Origin of the sequence: Streptomyces hamibioticus, from assembly GCF_047946815.1 — a bacterium.
GTDB lineage: Bacteria > Actinomycetota > Actinomycetes > Streptomycetales > Streptomycetaceae > Streptomyces.
Genome location: NZ_JBKKQY010000001.1, coordinates 6,860,051 through 6,874,314, shown reverse-complemented (window position 1 = coordinate 6,874,314; position 14,264 = coordinate 6,860,051). Strand labels below are relative to the sequence as shown.

General features: G+C 71.5%; 11 protein-coding genes, 1 pseudogene and 1 riboswitch. Of the genes and pseudogenes, 5 read left to right on the top strand and 7 right to left on the bottom strand.

What is annotated here, in order from left to right; genetic code table 11:
• The first annotated feature begins 26 nt into the window (after positions 1-26).
• Entirely contained in the window at positions 27-1,655 is a 1,629-nt protein-coding gene (qcrB, locus tag ACLGIH_RS31335; protein WP_416528651.1) for a cytochrome bc1 complex cytochrome b subunit, read from the top strand.
• Here the strand turns inward: qcrB and ctaF are convergent.
• From ctaF to ACLGIH_RS31315, 4 genes are all read right to left on the bottom strand, one after another.
• On the bottom strand, positions 1,568-2,041 hold the full coding sequence (gene ctaF, locus ACLGIH_RS31330; protein WP_416528650.1) for an aa3-type cytochrome oxidase subunit IV: 474 nt from the start codon (positions 2,039-2,041) through the stop codon (positions 1,568-1,570). The two genes, qcrB and ctaF, sit on opposite strands and share 88 nt — an antisense overlap.
• Positions 2,038-3,714, bottom strand: a complete 1,677-nt coding sequence (gene ctaD, locus ACLGIH_RS31325; protein WP_473246762.1) for an aa3-type cytochrome oxidase subunit I — start codon at positions 3,712-3,714, stop codon at positions 2,038-2,040. Before ctaD ends, ctaF begins: the two co-directional genes overlap by 4 nt.
• A gap of 58 nt (positions 3,715-3,772) precedes the next feature.
• Entirely contained in the window at positions 3,773-4,945 is a 1,173-nt protein-coding gene (locus ACLGIH_RS31320) for a CaiB/BaiF CoA transferase family protein (protein WP_416528648.1), read from the bottom strand.
• 125 nt (positions 4,946-5,070) lie between these two features.
• On the bottom strand, positions 5,071-5,457 hold the full coding sequence (locus tag ACLGIH_RS31315) for a (2Fe-2S) ferredoxin domain-containing protein (RefSeq protein ID WP_416528647.1): 387 nt from the start codon (positions 5,455-5,457) through the stop codon (positions 5,071-5,073).
• A 60-nt stretch (positions 5,458-5,517) separates the two neighbouring features.
• A riboswitch (cobalamin riboswitch) is annotated at positions 5,518-5,638 on the bottom strand.
• Positions 5,639-5,837: 199 nt separating this feature from the next.
• Between ACLGIH_RS31315 and ACLGIH_RS31310 the strand changes: the two genes are divergently transcribed.
• The 4 genes from ACLGIH_RS31310 (at position 5,838) to ACLGIH_RS31295 (ending at position 9,184) form a co-directional block, all read left to right on the top strand.
• Positions 5,838-6,578: a TetR/AcrR family transcriptional regulator gene (locus ACLGIH_RS31310; protein ID WP_416528646.1), complete on the top strand. Its 741-nt coding sequence runs from the start codon at positions 5,838-5,840 to the stop codon at positions 6,576-6,578.
• A gap of 81 nt (positions 6,579-6,659) precedes the next feature.
• Complete coding sequence (locus tag ACLGIH_RS31305; protein ID WP_416528645.1) at positions 6,660-7,823, top strand: MAB_1171c family putative transporter; 1,164 nt, start codon at positions 6,660-6,662, stop codon at positions 7,821-7,823.
• Between the two features lie 345 nt (positions 7,824-8,168).
• Complete coding sequence (locus ACLGIH_RS31300; RefSeq protein WP_416528644.1) at positions 8,169-8,609, top strand: helix-turn-helix domain-containing protein; 441 nt, start codon at positions 8,169-8,171, stop codon at positions 8,607-8,609.
• Positions 8,606-9,184, top strand: coding sequence for a toxin (locus ACLGIH_RS31295; protein WP_416528643.1), 579 nt, complete (start codon positions 8,606-8,608; stop codon positions 9,182-9,184). The genes ACLGIH_RS31300 and ACLGIH_RS31295 overlap by 4 nt, the downstream gene beginning before the upstream one ends.
• A 34-nt stretch (positions 9,185-9,218) precedes the next feature.
• On the opposite strand, the gene ACLGIH_RS31290 is transcribed toward ACLGIH_RS31295, so the two are convergent.
• The 3 genes and pseudogenes from ACLGIH_RS31290 to ACLGIH_RS31280 all read right to left on the bottom strand — a co-directional run.
• Positions 9,219-12,719 carry an aminotransferase class I/II-fold pyridoxal phosphate-dependent enzyme gene (locus ACLGIH_RS31290; RefSeq protein WP_416528642.1) on the bottom strand — a complete coding sequence of 1,167 codons (3,501 nt, stop codon included), beginning with the start codon at positions 12,717-12,719 and terminating at the stop codon, positions 9,219-9,221.
• Positions 12,720-12,745: 26 nt separating this feature from the next.
• Complete coding sequence (locus tag ACLGIH_RS31285) at positions 12,746-13,687, bottom strand: NAD-dependent epimerase/dehydratase family protein (RefSeq protein ID WP_416528641.1); 942 nt, start codon at positions 13,685-13,687, stop codon at positions 12,746-12,748.
• Positions 13,688-13,741: 54 nt separating this feature from the next.
• Positions 13,742-14,232: pseudogene (locus ACLGIH_RS31280) on the bottom strand (LacI family DNA-binding transcriptional regulator); the annotation flags it as partial.
• Positions 14,233-14,264: the final 32 nt, after the last annotated feature.

The following is a 14,264-nucleotide window of genomic DNA, read 5'->3' as shown; positions in this document are numbered from 1 at the left end:
CCCGGGCGGTGGGGAACCCATGCGCCGTGCTGTTGAAGAGGAGAAGGGCCCGCGCCGGTGCGCGGGCCCGTCGCGCTGCCGAACGCACCGTCGACTGGGCCGACGGACGGCTCCCCGTCTCCGAGGGAGGTGGGCTGCTGCGCAAGGCGTTCCCCGACCACTGGTCGTTCCTGCTGGGCGAGATCGCCCTCTACAGCTTCGTCGTGCTGCTGCTGACCGGCGTCTGGCTCACGCTGTTCTTCCACCCCTCGATGACCGAGGTCGTCTACGACGGCTCCTACCGGCCGCTGCTGGGCCAGACCATGTCGGAGGCGTACGCCTCGACGCTGGAGATCAGCTTCGACGTGCGCGGCGGGCTGCTCATGCGTCAGCTGCACCACTGGGCCGCGCTGGTGTTCGTCGCGGCGATCGGCGTGCATCTGCTGCGGGTGTTCTTCACGGGCGCGTTCCGCCGTCCGCGTGAGGCCAACTGGCTGATCGGTGTGACGCTGTTCCTGCTGGCGCTGGCCGAGGGCTTCGCCGGCTACTCGCTCCCGGACGACCTGCTGTCCGGCACGGGCCTGCGGATCGCGCAGGGCATCATGCTGTCGATCCCGCTGGTCGGGACGTACATCAGCATGTTCGCGTTCGGCGGCGAGTATCCGGGCCACGATCTGATCCCGCGGCTGTACTCGCTGCACATCCTGCTGCTGCCCGGGCTGCTGCTCGCGCTCGTCACGGTCCATCTGATCCTGGTGTTCTATCTGAAGCACACCCAGTGGGCGGGCCGGGGCCGCACCAACCGCAACGCCGTGGGCAAGCCGCTCTTCCCCCAGTTCGCGGCCAGTTCGTCGGGCCTGTTCTTCATCGTCTTCGGGGTGCTGACGCTGATGGCGGGCGTGGCGCAGATCAACCCGGTCTGGGCGTACGGCCCCTACCGTGCCGACGTCGTCTCGACGGGGTCCCAGCCGGACTGGTACGTGGGCTTCCTGGAGGGCGCGCTGCGGCTGGTGCCGCCGTGGGAGACGGTGGTGGCCGGGCACACGATCATGTGGAACGTCCTGCTGCCCGCGGTCGTCCTGCCGGCCGCCCTGTTCGCGGTGCTGTACGCCTACCCCTTCTTCGAACGGTGGGTGACGGGTGATCAGAACGAGCACCATCTGTGCGACCGCCCCCGGGACAAGCCGGTGCGCACCGGGCTGGGCGTCGCCGCGATCTGCTTCTACGCGGTGCTGCTGGCCGCCGGCGGCAACGACATCCTCGCCCATGTCTTCAATGTCTCGCTGAACATGCTGACCTGGGTGTTCCGGGTCTCGCTGGTGCTGCTGCCGCCGGTCGCCTTCATGGTGACCAAGCGGGTCTGCCTGGCCCTCCAGGAGAAGGACGCCGAGCGGCTGGCCGAGGGTGAGGAGACGGGCGAGGTGCGGCAGACGCTCGCGGGCGGCTACGCCGAGAGCCATGAGCCGCTCGGCGAGGAGGAACGGTACGTGCTGGGGACGCGGCGGCTGCCCGCACCGCTCGCGCCGGCGGAACCGGACGGTGAGGCGCCGCGGGTGCGGCGGCTGCGGTCGACGCTGAGTGCCTGGTACTACGACGACGTGGTCGAGCCCGTCGAGGAGCCGGAGGAGGAGGCGGGACCGGAAGCGGAGCCGTCCGCGGGCGAGCTGGAGCGCTGATCGTCCCGCCCGGCGTACTGGAAGACCAGGCCGAAGACGCCGAGCCCGAGCACACCGACGCCGATCAGCGCCAGCCACAGGCCGTAGACCACGCCGAGCGCGACGACCACGGAGCCCACGGCGACGGTGATCGGCCAGGGGCTGTGCGGCGGGAAGAAGTCCAGCGGCCCGGCGGTGTCGACGACCTCGGCGTCCCGGCGGTCCTGGGCCCGGAAACCGCGCCGGCGGTACTGCATGAACAGGAAGAACGCGACGAGCGCGGCCATGAGGAAGGCGACGATCAGGAACGCGGTGCCGGCGGGTTCCTCGGAGAACCAGCCGTAGCCGATCGCGGTGACGGCGAAGAACACCGCCACACCGGTGAACAGACGGGCCTCGGTCTTCACTGCACGTGCCTCTGGTCGTGTCGGCTGATGTCGGGATGATGCAGGTCGAACGCCGGGGACTCGGAACGAATCCGCGGCAGCGCGTGGAAGTTGTGGCGCGGTGGCGGGCAGGACGTCGTCCATTCGAGTGAACGCCCGTAGCCCCAGGGGTCGTTCTCGGCCGCCTCGCGGCCCCGGTGGCGGCTGCGCCAGACGTTGTAGAGGAACGGCAGCGTGGACAGGCCGAGCAGGAAGGCCCCGATGGAGCTGACGGTGTTCAGCAGCGTGAAGCCGTCGGCGGCCAGGTAGTCGGCGTAGCGGCGCGGCATGCCCTGCTGGCCGAGCCAGTGCTGGACGAGGAAGGTGGTCTGGAAGCCGACGAACAGCGTCCAGAAGTGGATCTTCCCGAGGCGTTCGTCGAGCATCCGGCCGGTGAACTTCGGCCACCAGAAGTAGAAGCCCGCGAACATCGCGAAGACGACCGTGCCGAACAGCACGTAGTGCAGGTGGGCGACGATGAAGTAGGAGTCGGTGAGGTGGAAGTCCAGCGGCGGGGAGGCGATGAGGACGCCGCTCATGCCGCCGAGCAGGAAGGTCACCATGAAGCCCAGCGACCACAGCATGGGCGTCTCGAAGGAGAGTGAGCCCTTGATCATCGTGCCGATCCAGTTGAAGAACTTCACCCCGGTGGGCACGGCGATGAGGAAGGACATCAGCGAGAAGAACGGCAGCAGCACGGCCCCGGTGGCGAACATGTGGTGGGCCCACACCACGGCCGACAGCATGGTGATGGCGATGGTGGCGCCGATCAGGCTGACGTAGCCGAAGATCGGCTTGCGGCTGAAGACCGGGATGATCTCGGAGACGATGCCGAAGAACGGCAGCGCGACGATGTACACCTCGGGGTGGCCGAAGAACCAGAACAGGTGCTGCCACAGCAGCGACCCGCCGCTGGCGGCGTCGTAGATGTGCGCGCCGAACTTCCGGTCGGCCTCCAGCGCCAGCAGCGCGGCGGTGAGCACGGGGAACGCGGGCAGCACCAGGATGGACGTGAACAGCACGTTCCAGGTGAAGATCGGCATCCGGAACATGGTCATGCCGGGGGCGCGCAGGCACAGGATGGTGGTGATGAAGTTGACCGCGCCGAGCGTGGTGGAGACGCCGGTCACCACCAGGCCCATGACCCACAGGTCACCGCCGGTGCCGGGACTGAACACGGCGTTGTTCAGCGGCGCGTAGGCGAACCAGCCGAAGGCCGCCGCTCCTCCGGGTGTCAGGAACCCGGCCACCACCATCAGGCCGCCGAACAGGTACAGCCAGTACGACAGGGCGTTGAGCCGCGGGAAGGCGACGTCGGGCGCGCCGATCTGCAACGGCATGATCGCGTTGGCGAACCCGGCGAACAGCGGGGTCGCGAACAGCAGCATCATGATGGTGCCGTGCACGGTGAACAGCTGGTTGTACTGGTGCTGGGTGACCAGTTGCAGCCCCGGGCGGGCGAGTTCCGCCCGCATCAGCAGGGCCAGAACGCCGCCGAACAGGAAGAAGCAGAACGACGTCGTCATGTAGAGATTGCCGATGACCTTGTGATCGGTCGTGGTCGCCCACCGCACCAGGGCACGCCCGAGCGTGCGGTTCGTCCGCGTACGCGCCGGCGCGCGACGCGGCTGCTCCGTCCTCCGGTCCACCGCCATGCGGCGGAGGGTACCCAGGCGCGGCGGGGACAGTCGTAGGACCACGCCGCACGGGGTGTCAGCCGTCCTGTGCCTGACCCTTCCGGAAGACGTCAGCGGTGTGTTCGCCCAGCTCGGGCGGTGCGAGCCGGTACCGCGCCGGGGTGGCGCCGAGGCGGACGGGGTGGGCCACCTGGCGGGTTCCGCCGACGTCGACCACGGCCTGGAGACCGAGCCGTTCGGCGTACGCGAAGGCCTCGTCGAGGGCGTTGACCGGCCCGGCCGGCACCCCGGCGGCGGGCAGCGCCTCGGCCCAGTGGTCGGCGTCCCGGGTCCGCAGTCGTTCCTGCAGGGCGGTACGGAGTTCGGCGCGGTGGGCGACGCGGTCGGGGTTGCTGCGAAACCGCGGGTCCTCGGCGAGGCCGGGCCGCCCCAGGACGGCGGCGAGCGCGGCGAACTGCGCGTCGTTGCCGACCGCGAGGGCGATCGGCCGGTCCGCCGCGTCGAACGTCTCGTACGGTGCGATGCTCGGGTGCGCGTTGCCGAGCCGCCCCGGCACCGCACCCGCGGCGACGTAGCCGGACGCCTGGTTCACCAGGGCGGACAGCAGGGAGCCGAGCAGGCTCACCTCGACGAGCTGGCCGCGCCCGGTGCGGTCCCGGTGGCGCAGGGCGGCGAGGATGCCGAGCGAGGCGTGCAGGCCGGTGATGACGTCGACGAGCGCCACGCCCGTCTTGGTGGGTTCGCCGTCGGGGTCGCCGGTGACGCTCATCAGTCCGCCCACGGCCTGCACCAGCAGGTCGTAGCCGGGAAGTGCCGCCCCCGCGCCGGTGCCGAAGCCGGTGACGGAGCAGTAGATCAGGCGAGGGTCGGCGGCGAGCAGTTCCTCCGGGCCGAGGCCCAGCCTGGCCATGGTGCCGGGCCGGAAGTTCTCCACGACGACGTCCGAGCGGGTGATCAGCTCCCGGGCCCGCTCCCGTCCCTCACCGGTGCTCAGGTCCAGGGCGACGGAGCGCTTGTTGCGGTTGACGCCCAGGAAGTACGTGGAGGTGCCGTCGGCGTCGGCCGGCGGATGCCAGGCGCGGGTCTCGTCCCCGGTGCCGGGCCGCTCCACCTTGACGACGTCCGCGCCCAGGTCGGCGAGCAGCATCGTGGCGTACGGCCCGGCCAGCACCCGGGAGAAGTCCGCGATCCGGATCCCGTCCAGCGCCCCCGCGCCCTCGTCCCGCGCACCGCTGCTCGTCGTCGGCATGCTCCTGGGCTCCTCGTCTCGCGTCGGACGTCCGGTACGACATGCACATCGGACCACAGTCGCACACCTGGCCCACGCCACCCGCGCCCCTGCCGGTGCCGGGCTCGGCGGTCGGTGAGGAGGGGTCAGATCCCGTTCGGCGCCGCTCGCCGTCCCGGCGGGGTGAACGCGTACAGGTCGAGGACGTCCGGCAGCGGAGCGGTCCCGGGCCCGCCGGCGCGCACCCAGGCGACGATGTCCTCGGTCGCGTCCGGGTCGTTGACCAGCCCCAGCCAGACCGGCCGGGCGCCGGCGGCCCGGCCGGCGGAGGAGGGCTGGACGACGACGACATTGGCCTGGTCGCACACGTCGAGGCAGGCGGAGATGCGTACGGGCACCTCGGCACGCAGGCGCGCGGTCTGCGCCGCGTGATCGACGCCGGTGATCTTGGGGCTGCCGCAGCAGCAGTCCCGGCACACCACGACCCGGCACGGTACGGGTTCGGCCTGTTCCCCGGCCCGGTTTGCGGACATGCCGCACTTCCCCTCCCCGGGGAGCTCCGCCCCGGTGTCCGTCGAGGAGGCGACCGCGTGAGTCTCCTGGCTCTCGGGTCATCGCTCGTCCCGGCCTTCCCGCCCGCGCGGGGCAGTGGCCTGTCGGGATCCGCTCGCCGATCACAGTGGCGGGACCGCGCCGGATTCGCACCGGCTTCCTCGGACCGCCGTCGCCCTGTCCCCGTCATCATCCCATCCCGGCGGCCGGCTCCCGGCTCCGGCTGGGGACCGGGGCCTGAACTTCCAGGGTTTGCCCCGATTCCGGCGCTCCGGGGGAGGTGGCCGGATCGCGGCGCACGACGCCAAGGGTCCGGACCGCCGCGCCCAAGGCCGTTGTTGCCGCCGGGTACGGTGTGAGCATGGAGGTTTCCGCAACAGACCCGGCCGACGGCAGCGACCTGACGTCCCGTGCGGCCATCACGGACGCCGCGCGCCAACTGCTGGCGAAGGTGGGCGCGGGAGGGCTGTCCACGACAGCCGTGGCAGAGGCCGGCGGTCTGTCCGTCACCGACGTGGAGGCCGCCTTCCCGCACCGGGACGACCTGCTGACCGCTCTGGTGATCGACGCCTACAACGCCTCCGGTGCCGCGATGGAACAGGCGGACGAGGCAGCCGGCCGGGCGGGTGCCTCGGCGGGCGCCCGGCTCCTCGCGGGCGCCCGCGCGCTCAGGGAGTGGTCCTTCGCCAACCCTGCCGAGTTCACGCTGATCTACGGATCCCCCGTGCCCGGCTACCACGCCCCGCAGGACACCGTCCCGCCCGCCTCGCGCACCCCCGCCGTGCTCGCCGGCATCGTCCGTTCGGCACTGCACGCCGGTGAACTCACCCCGCCCCGGCGGTCGATGCCCGGACCGTCGCTGCTCCTGCCGGCGGCGGTGGAGCTGTTCGGCGGCAGGCCCGAGGCGCCGTTCTCGGACATCATCGAGCGCGGCATCGTGCTGTGGAGCAATCTGATCGGGCTGCTGGTGTTCCAGGTCTTCAGCCGCACCCACGACAGCGTCCGGGACGAGGCGGCGTTCTTCGACCAGGCCATCGCCGTGGCGGCCGAGAGCGTGGGCCTCGACGTCCCCGTCGGCGGCACCGGCGACAACGCCGACTGAACCCCCCTGCTCTGTCCCCTTCACCCCCCTGGCCGCTCTCCCTTCCCCGCAGTGCGGCGGCACCCCCACAGGAATCAGGCCGTGAACACCACGAGAACCATCTGCTTCGTCATCGCGGCGATATCGTCCTACGCCGCGCTCGCCTACCGACTCAGCCAGGCCCGGCGCAGCTGGCGTGACGGCGCCTACCGCACGCTGGTCGTCACCCTGCTGTTCCAGTGCCTCACCTTCACGATGGGCGCCGTCGCCATGGGAGGCGACAGCTTCCTGGGCGTCGGCAACCTCGCCATCCTGGTGATGCACCTGTCGGCGGTCGCCTTCTGCGTCAGCGCGCAGATCATCCTGCTGCACTGGGCGACCGACGACGAGAAGGCGGCCCAGAAGACCCGTTACTGGCTGATCACCGGCGTCGGTCTCAACACGCTTCTGGCGGCTCTCTTCTTCCTGGCCGACGGACCCGGCCGGCCGTCGTCGGACTTCGACACCGGCAGCGGCCAGCCGCTGGTGCTCACCTACCTGCTGTTCTTCATCGTCTCCCAGGCGGTGCCGTGCGTCACCATCTTCCGCCAGTGCGGACCGTACGCCCGGATGACCGACAACGCCTCGCTGCGCCAGGCCCTGCGGCTGCTCTCGGTCGCCGCCGTGGTGCTCTTCCTCTACTGCACGGCCAGGACCGTCAACATCCTCACCGCTGCGGCCGGCCTCGACATCGGAGCCTGGACGGTGACACCGTCCCTCTTCAGCGCGGCCGGCATCCTCATCCTCTCGCTCAGCCTGACCATGTCCTCCTGGGGCGCCTCGGCCGCCAAACTGCTCGACTGGGCCCGCAGTTACCGGTCCTACCGGGCGCTCTACCCGCTCTGGCGGGACCTGTACGAGTCCTCCCCGGACATCGTCCTGGAGCAGGCCGGGACCGCCGCCGTCTCCGACCTCGACTACCGCCTGCACCGTCGGGTCGTGGAAATACGGGACGGCTGGCGCGACCTGCGCCCCTACATCGACCGCACCGCGGGCACCCTCACGACAGCGGGCCCGGGTCCGGAGGCGAGCGAGGAACACCGGCAGGCGTACGCCGAGGCGGCGCAGATCAGACAGGCCCTGCACGCCAAGCGAACCGGCATCGTCCCTGACGACAACAAGGACGCCGGCGACTTCGAGGACCGCGATACGGACAACTTCACCGCGGAAGTGGCGTGGCTCGCCAAAGTCGCATCCGCTTACAGTAAACTCAAGAACGCGGGTTGAGAGCTCCCGCCCGGCCTGTATCCCCCGTCAGACCGGGCGGGTTCTCCCGTTTTCTCTCCCCCGTTTCCCTCGTTGCCCCCCGTTTCCCCGTACTTCCCCCGTTTTCTCGGTCAGGCGGGCGACGCCCCTCCTCGCCGACCGGCCCCGGCCCTGTGTTCCGAGGGCCGGGCCCGTCCGACTCGGGACGGCGCCAACTCGACTACCCCCGTAGGCCAAGTTAGCTGCCAGCTATCTGCGGGCTCCAACGTTGGCGGAGTCTCGGCCAATTGTCAACTGTCCGCTAATCTGGGAGACTGTCGCTTAGCCGAGGGCTATGCCGGGGAGGTGACGGGAGGGAGATCCACCATGTCCGAGACTGACGACCGGCCTCTGCTGGCAGTGCGTCTGGACGACCTCTTCAGGACGGTCCGCCCCAAAGGCAGGCACTGGACCAATGCCGAGGTCGCGGAGGAGCTGAAGCGAACCAACCCCGAACTCAAGGTCGGCGGCGTCTATCTGTCGCAGTTGCGGACGGGCAAACGCTCCAACCCCTCGCCCGACCTGCTCGCCGCCCTGGCACGCTTCTTCGGCGTTTCCGTCGCCTACTTCTTCGACGACGAGGTCGCCAAGTCCGTCCTCAGCGAGGTCGCCGCCATCGAGGCGCTGCGGCAGTCCGGGGTCCGGGCCGTGGCGATGCGAGCGGCCGGCATGAAGAAGGAGAACCTCCAGGCCATCACGGCCATCATGGACCAGTACCGGCAGTTGCAGGGACTCCCGCCCGTCACCGACGCCTCGGAGTCGGAGTGATAGGCGCCAGAAGGGGACGGTCGGCCGATCAGGACCGCCGCAGCCAGCTCAAGCGGCTCCGGAAGGCCGGCGCGCGACGACTCGCCGAACTCGACCTGCCGGAACTGGCCGACGTGGCAGAACTCTGCCGCCACCTCGGCGAGGCCCGGGGCCGTCCGATCACGCTGGTGCCGATGCAGATGCCCGCCTCGCACCCGTGCGGCATGTGGGTCGCCGCGCGCGACGAGGACCTCATCTTCTACGACGCCAACACAACCAGCGCGCATCAGGAGCACATCATCTTGCACGAGCTGGGCCACATCATCTGCTGCCATCGCGGGGCGGGTTGGCTGGACGAGGCGGCGGCCCGCCTCCTCTTCCCCAACCTCGACCCCGACCTCGTGCGTGACATGCTCCTGCGCGCGACCTACGACGACGTCCAGGAACAGGAGGCGGAGATCATCGCCTACCTCCTCTCCCAGCGGCTGCACAGCAACGAGCAGCAGCCGGACGCGCCCACGGCCGAGGAGACCGGTGCGGGCGGGGACGCCGGAAAGCACGCCATGCTCAGCCGGATCGAACGCACCCTCATCTGACGTGCAGCACTCACCCCGTCGCGCGCCCGATCGCTCACCTGGTCACTCCGCCCCCGGCGGCCGCCACCTCCTCGGCCAGGACCGACACGGCGCGACGGATGTCGTCCTCGCCGTGGTCGCTGGTGACGAAGAAGCGCAGCCGCGCCAGCCCCTCCTCCACGGCGGGGTGGAAGATCGGGTCGGCGACGACACCACGGTCGAACAACCGGTCCGCGACCCGCAGGGTCCGCGCCGAGTCGCCGAGGAGGCACGGCACGATCGGGGTGTCGGCGCTGGAGCCCGTCGCCAGGCCGTGCGACGCGGCCAGCCGCAGGAACAGGCCGGCATTCCGCCGGAGCGTTTGCACCCGCTGCGGTTCCGCGGCGATCAGCTCGGTGGCGGCCAGCGCCGCGGCCGCGTTGGCGGGGGTCAGGCCGACGCTGTAGACGAAGCCGGGCAGCGTGTGGCGCAGCCAGCGCACCATCCGGGCCGAACCGCCGAGGTAGCCGCCGCAGCTGGCGAACGCCTTGGACAGGGTGCCCATCCACAGGTCCACGTCGGACCGGGCGACGCCGAAGAACTCACCCACGCCACGGCCGGTTTCGCCGACGGTGCCGATGCTGTGCGCCTCGTCGACCATCAGCAGCGCGCCGTAGCGCCGCTTCAGCTCGATCACTGCGGGCAGGTCGGCGAGATCGCCGTCCATGCTGTAGGCACCCTCGACGGCGATCAGCACCCGCCGGAAACGGGACCGGTTCAGCCGCAGCAGGTGCTCCAGCCGGTCGATGTCGTTGTGCGCGAACGGGCGTCGCGCCGCCCCGGACAGGGCGCAGCCCTGCAGGATGCTGTCGTGGGCGAGGGAGTCGTGCACGACGAGGTCCCCGGCGCCGACGAGATGCCCTATCGCGGTGACGTTCGTGGCGTGGCCGCTCACCAGCGCCAGGCAGTCCTCCACGCCGAGGAAGTCGGTGAGCGCCTGCTCCAGCCGGACGGTGAGGTCCCGCTCGCCGGAGAGCACCCGGCTCGCGGAGACGGAGGTGCCGTAGCGGTCCACCGCCCGGTGCACCGCCTCGTTGACCGCCGGATGGCCGGACAGCCCCAGGTAGTTGTAGCTGCCGAAGGACAGGTACGGCCGGCCGTCGATCACGGTGGTGTCGCGGATGGTGCCCTCGTGGACCCGGAAGTACGGGAAGTCCGCGCCGCTGTCGGTGATCGAGTGCAGCCGCTCCTCGAACTGCGCGACCTCGGGGAAGTCGTCGACGCGCGCGGTCGCGGCGTCCCAGTCCTGCCGTGTCTCGTGAGCCGCCCGGGAGTCCCGGGGCCCCGAGGTGGCCCGGGGCTCCCGGGCGGCGGGTTCGCCGGGTTCGCCGGAGACCGGCCGCTCCGTGCGGTCCGGGGCGACCAGGGTGATCAGCCGCTCGATGGTGAGGCCGGGAGAGAAGATCTCCTCGGTGCGGAATCCCGGTATTCGCTTGCCGATGTTGACCTCCAGTTCCTGGAGCATCAGGGAGTCGAAGCCGAGATCCGCCACCAGCGTCATCCGCTCGCTCAGGTCCGAGAGCGGGAAGACTCCGGTCCGCGACACCTCCTCGAGCACGACGGACGCGACGGAGGCGCGGTCGGGACGCGACGCCGTGCGTGCCGCCCCGGGCGGATCCGGGTCCATGGCCCCGGGCCGTTCCGCCGTCTCCCGGGCCGAATCGTCCACCACCCAGTGACGGCGTGGAGCGAGCGGACTGGGCGGCAGGGTGTACGGCGGCATGGGCTCCATGACCGGGCGCAGCCCCGAGCCGGTGACCGCACGCTCGGCGAGCCGGGCGAGCTCGGCCGTGCGCGGCTCGGCGGACGGCGTCTGCGGTGCCGGGGCGACGGCCTCCGCCGGGTCGCCGGGGACGATCGTGCCGACCGCCTGTCCCGGTCCGAGGACGCCGGTCCGTCCGGCGGCAACGGCCTCGGCCGCCGCGGACAGCTTGCCGACGGCGTCGGCGGCGTCCTGCGCCACCAGGGCCAGGCACTCGGTCAGGGGGGTCCGGCGGGCCAGCGTGCCCGCCACCTCGGCCAGCGAGGGCTGGTCCTCGGCGATGGTGCGCGCCAGTTCCCGGGCGTGACCGGCCAGTCCGGCCCGGTCGCGGGCGCTGAGCACCAGCAGGTGCGGGCCGTCGTCCCGGGCGAGGCGGGCCGGTGCCCCGGTGCACTCCTCCACCACCAGGTGGACGCCGGTGCCGCCGAATCCGAACGCGCTCACCCCGGCCCGTCGCGGCTGTCCGGTCGCGGGCCATCCCGCCGGCTTCGTGGGGACGGTCAGCCGGGCGGCGTCGAGGACGGACCGGTCGGCCAGGTCGAACTCGGGCTGCGGTGGTATCACTCCCCGGTGCACGGCCAGGACGGACTTGATGAGCCCGGCCATGCCCGCCGCGTTGAGGGAGTGCCCGACCACGGCCTTCACCGCGCCGAGGAAGGCGGGTGCGCCCCGCTCGCCGCGCAGTTCGCGCAGGACCCCGACCTCGACCGGATCGCCGACCGTGGTGCCGGTGCCGTGGGCCTCCAGATAGCCCGCCGCGTCCGGAGCCAGGCGCGCGTCCCGGTAGGCCCGGCGCAGCGCCCGGAGCTGACCGGCCGCCTGGGGGTGCATACCGCCCTGCACGGTCCCGTCGTTGGCCGTTCCCACACCCCGTATCACGGCATAGACCCGGTCCCCTGCGGTCAGCGCGTCCTCCAGGGGCCGCAGCACCAGGACGCCGGCGCCCTCCCCCAGGACAAAACCGTCGGCCTCCGCGCCGAACGGCAGGCACTGTCCGCTGCGCGAGATGGCGCCGATCCGGCACAGTCCCACCAGCAGGTCGGGGGTGAGGACCAGTTGGGCGCCGCCCGCCAGGGCGATGCGGCAGCGACCCGCGCGCAGCGCGAACACGGCGTTGGCCACGGCCATCAGTCCGCCGGAGCACGCCGAGTCCAGCGCGTAGCTCTCGCCGTGCAGATCGAAGACCGAACTGATCGTGTTCGGTCCCATGTTGAGCAGGAGGCCGGCCACGGAGGTGCCGTGCATCCCGTCGACCGCGCGGACCGCCTCCTGGAACCGGGGATCGGCCGGGCGGGGCCCGAACTCCCCGCCGGCCAGCTGACGCATGCGGACCCGCAGGGTGCTGATCTCCCGGTAGCCGCTCTCGGTGAGGGACGTGATCACCGAGGTCTCCTCGCGGTCGAAGCCGCCGGCCTCCCACCCCGCGTCCTGGATCGCCTCCCGGGCGAGGTCGATCAGCAACCGGTGCTGCGGGTCCATCGTTCTGGCCCGCCGCGGCGGAATGCCGTAGTACGCCGCGTCGAAGTGACCCACGTCCGGCAGCAGCGCCATGGTGTCCGTGTACGCCGCGGACGTGTCACGCATCGAGTCGCTGAGGAAGGCGGCGGTGCGCCATCGCGAGTCCGGCACGGTGGCGAACTGCGGCTGCGCCGCCGTCAGCAGCCGCCAGTACTGGTTCACGTTCCGCGCCCCCGGGAACCGGCAGGCCATCCCCACGATCGCCACGTCGTCGTGCCGCGGCTCCGTCGAATCCATCGTGGAATCTCTCCGTCTCGCAGAAGTCACCCGGTGTTGGCCAGTCGTCGGCGCCACCAGTCCACCGTGGCCCTGATCTGCTCGTCGACGGGTGTGGCCCGTACCGCGAAGGCCGACTCGTAGGCGCTCGAATCGACGACGAAGGGGCGGTCGAACTGGTAGCGGATCTCTTTCAGTTCGCGCATCAGCGGGGAGACCAGCGAGGCCACGGCCGGCACGGCGGGCGGAAGTCCGCGCACCGCGACCGGTGCCGTCCCCGCTTCGCCGGCCAGGCGGTCGACCATCTCCCGGACCGACAGCGCGGGCCGTGTCGGGATGTGCCAGGGACGGCCCCACGCCCGTTCCTCACCGGCGACCTCGGCCAGTGCCCCGGCCACGTCGGGGAGGTAGGTCCAGCTGTGCGGGGCGTCCGGGTCCCCGAGCGTGGAGACCGGCTTGCCGCGCAGCAGCCGGGGGACGACCCGCCCGGCCAGGTGACCGCCGTCGGTCACGCCGGGCCCGAAGAAGTCCGAGGCCCGCACCTCGACCGCCCTGATGCGGCCCTGCTGGTGCAGGGCGTGCGCCTGCTCCCAGACGGCGGCGCGCACCCGCCCCTTGGGCCCGGTGGCGGCGAGCGGCAGGTCCTCGGTCAGGGGGCCGTCCACCGGACCGTAGCCGTAGAGGTTCCCCAGCATGACCAGAACGGCGCCGCTCGCCTCGGCCGCCGCGCAGAGCGACGAGGCGAGCGGTGGCCAGTCACGGGTCCAGCGGTGGTAGGGCGGTGCGGCGCAACTGTAGATCGCGGCCGCGCCTTTCACGGCCTCGCTCAGCGCCCCGCCGTCCGCCGCGTTCAACGCCAGGTGCTCGATACCGGGCTCCGGGCCGCGGCCCGACTTGGTGATGACCCGTACGGAATGGCCATTTTCCGCCAGCAGGCGGGCGGTTGCGGCTCCTGCGGGCCCAAAACCTATGACGACATGAAGACTCACGTGCGCACACTAGCGCGAGTGCCCACCGGCCTCGCGCCTGCTGCGCGGTGCACCGGCCAGGCGCGCGGCGAGGGCCTGGTCGACGGCCACCACCTCGGTGGCGGAGGTCCGCGAGCCGTCGACCGTGACGGTCGGCATCGCCCTGGTCAGTTGTTCGATCCGCCGGCTGGTGTGGATGAGCGGCACGGCCAGGATGATTCCCTCGACGCCCTGGTCGGCCAGGTGGGACAGCGCGGCTTCGATGGCGGACGTGTCCAGTGAGGCGGCCGTGGCCGTGTTGACGGCGTAACCGGCGGCCCGGGCCGCGCTCTCGATACCGGAGGTGACGGCCCCCCGCGAGTAGTTGCGGGTCCGCAACGTCACCGCGCCGATGGCGCGGCTGCGGCCCTAGGAGAGGATGCGGGCCGCGTTGTTCCGCCGGTAGCCCAGCTGTTCGACGGCGGCCAGGACCTTGACGCGCGTCTTCTCCTGCACTTCGGGTGGCCCGAGAGGACCCGTGACACCGTCTGCGCCGAGACTCCGGCGACCCGCGCCACATCCGTCATCCCGGGGGGGCCGCTTCGTGCCGGCGCTCTGC

Excerpts from the sequence above, each read along its gene's own strand:
- ACLGIH_RS31320 (WP_416528648.1), bottom strand. The coding sequence starts at position 4,945 with ATGCCGACGACGAGCAGCGGTGCGCGGGACGAGGGCGCGGGGGCGCTG.
- ctaD (WP_473246762.1), bottom strand. The coding sequence starts at position 3,714 with ATGGCGGTGGACCGGAGGACGGAGCAGCCGCGTCGCGCGCCGGCGCGT.
- ACLGIH_RS31315 (WP_416528647.1), bottom strand. The coding sequence starts at position 5,457 with ATGTCCGCAAACCGGGCCGGGGAACAGGCCGAACCCGTACCGTGCCGG.
- ACLGIH_RS31310 (WP_416528646.1), top strand. The coding sequence starts at position 5,838 with ATGGAGGTTTCCGCAACAGACCCGGCCGACGGCAGCGACCTGACGTCC.
- ACLGIH_RS31290 (WP_416528642.1), bottom strand. The coding sequence starts at position 12,719 with ATGGATTCGACGGAGCCGCGGCACGACGACGTGGCGATCGTGGGGATG.
- ACLGIH_RS31300 (WP_416528644.1), top strand. The coding sequence starts at position 8,169 with ATGTCCGAGACTGACGACCGGCCTCTGCTGGCAGTGCGTCTGGACGAC.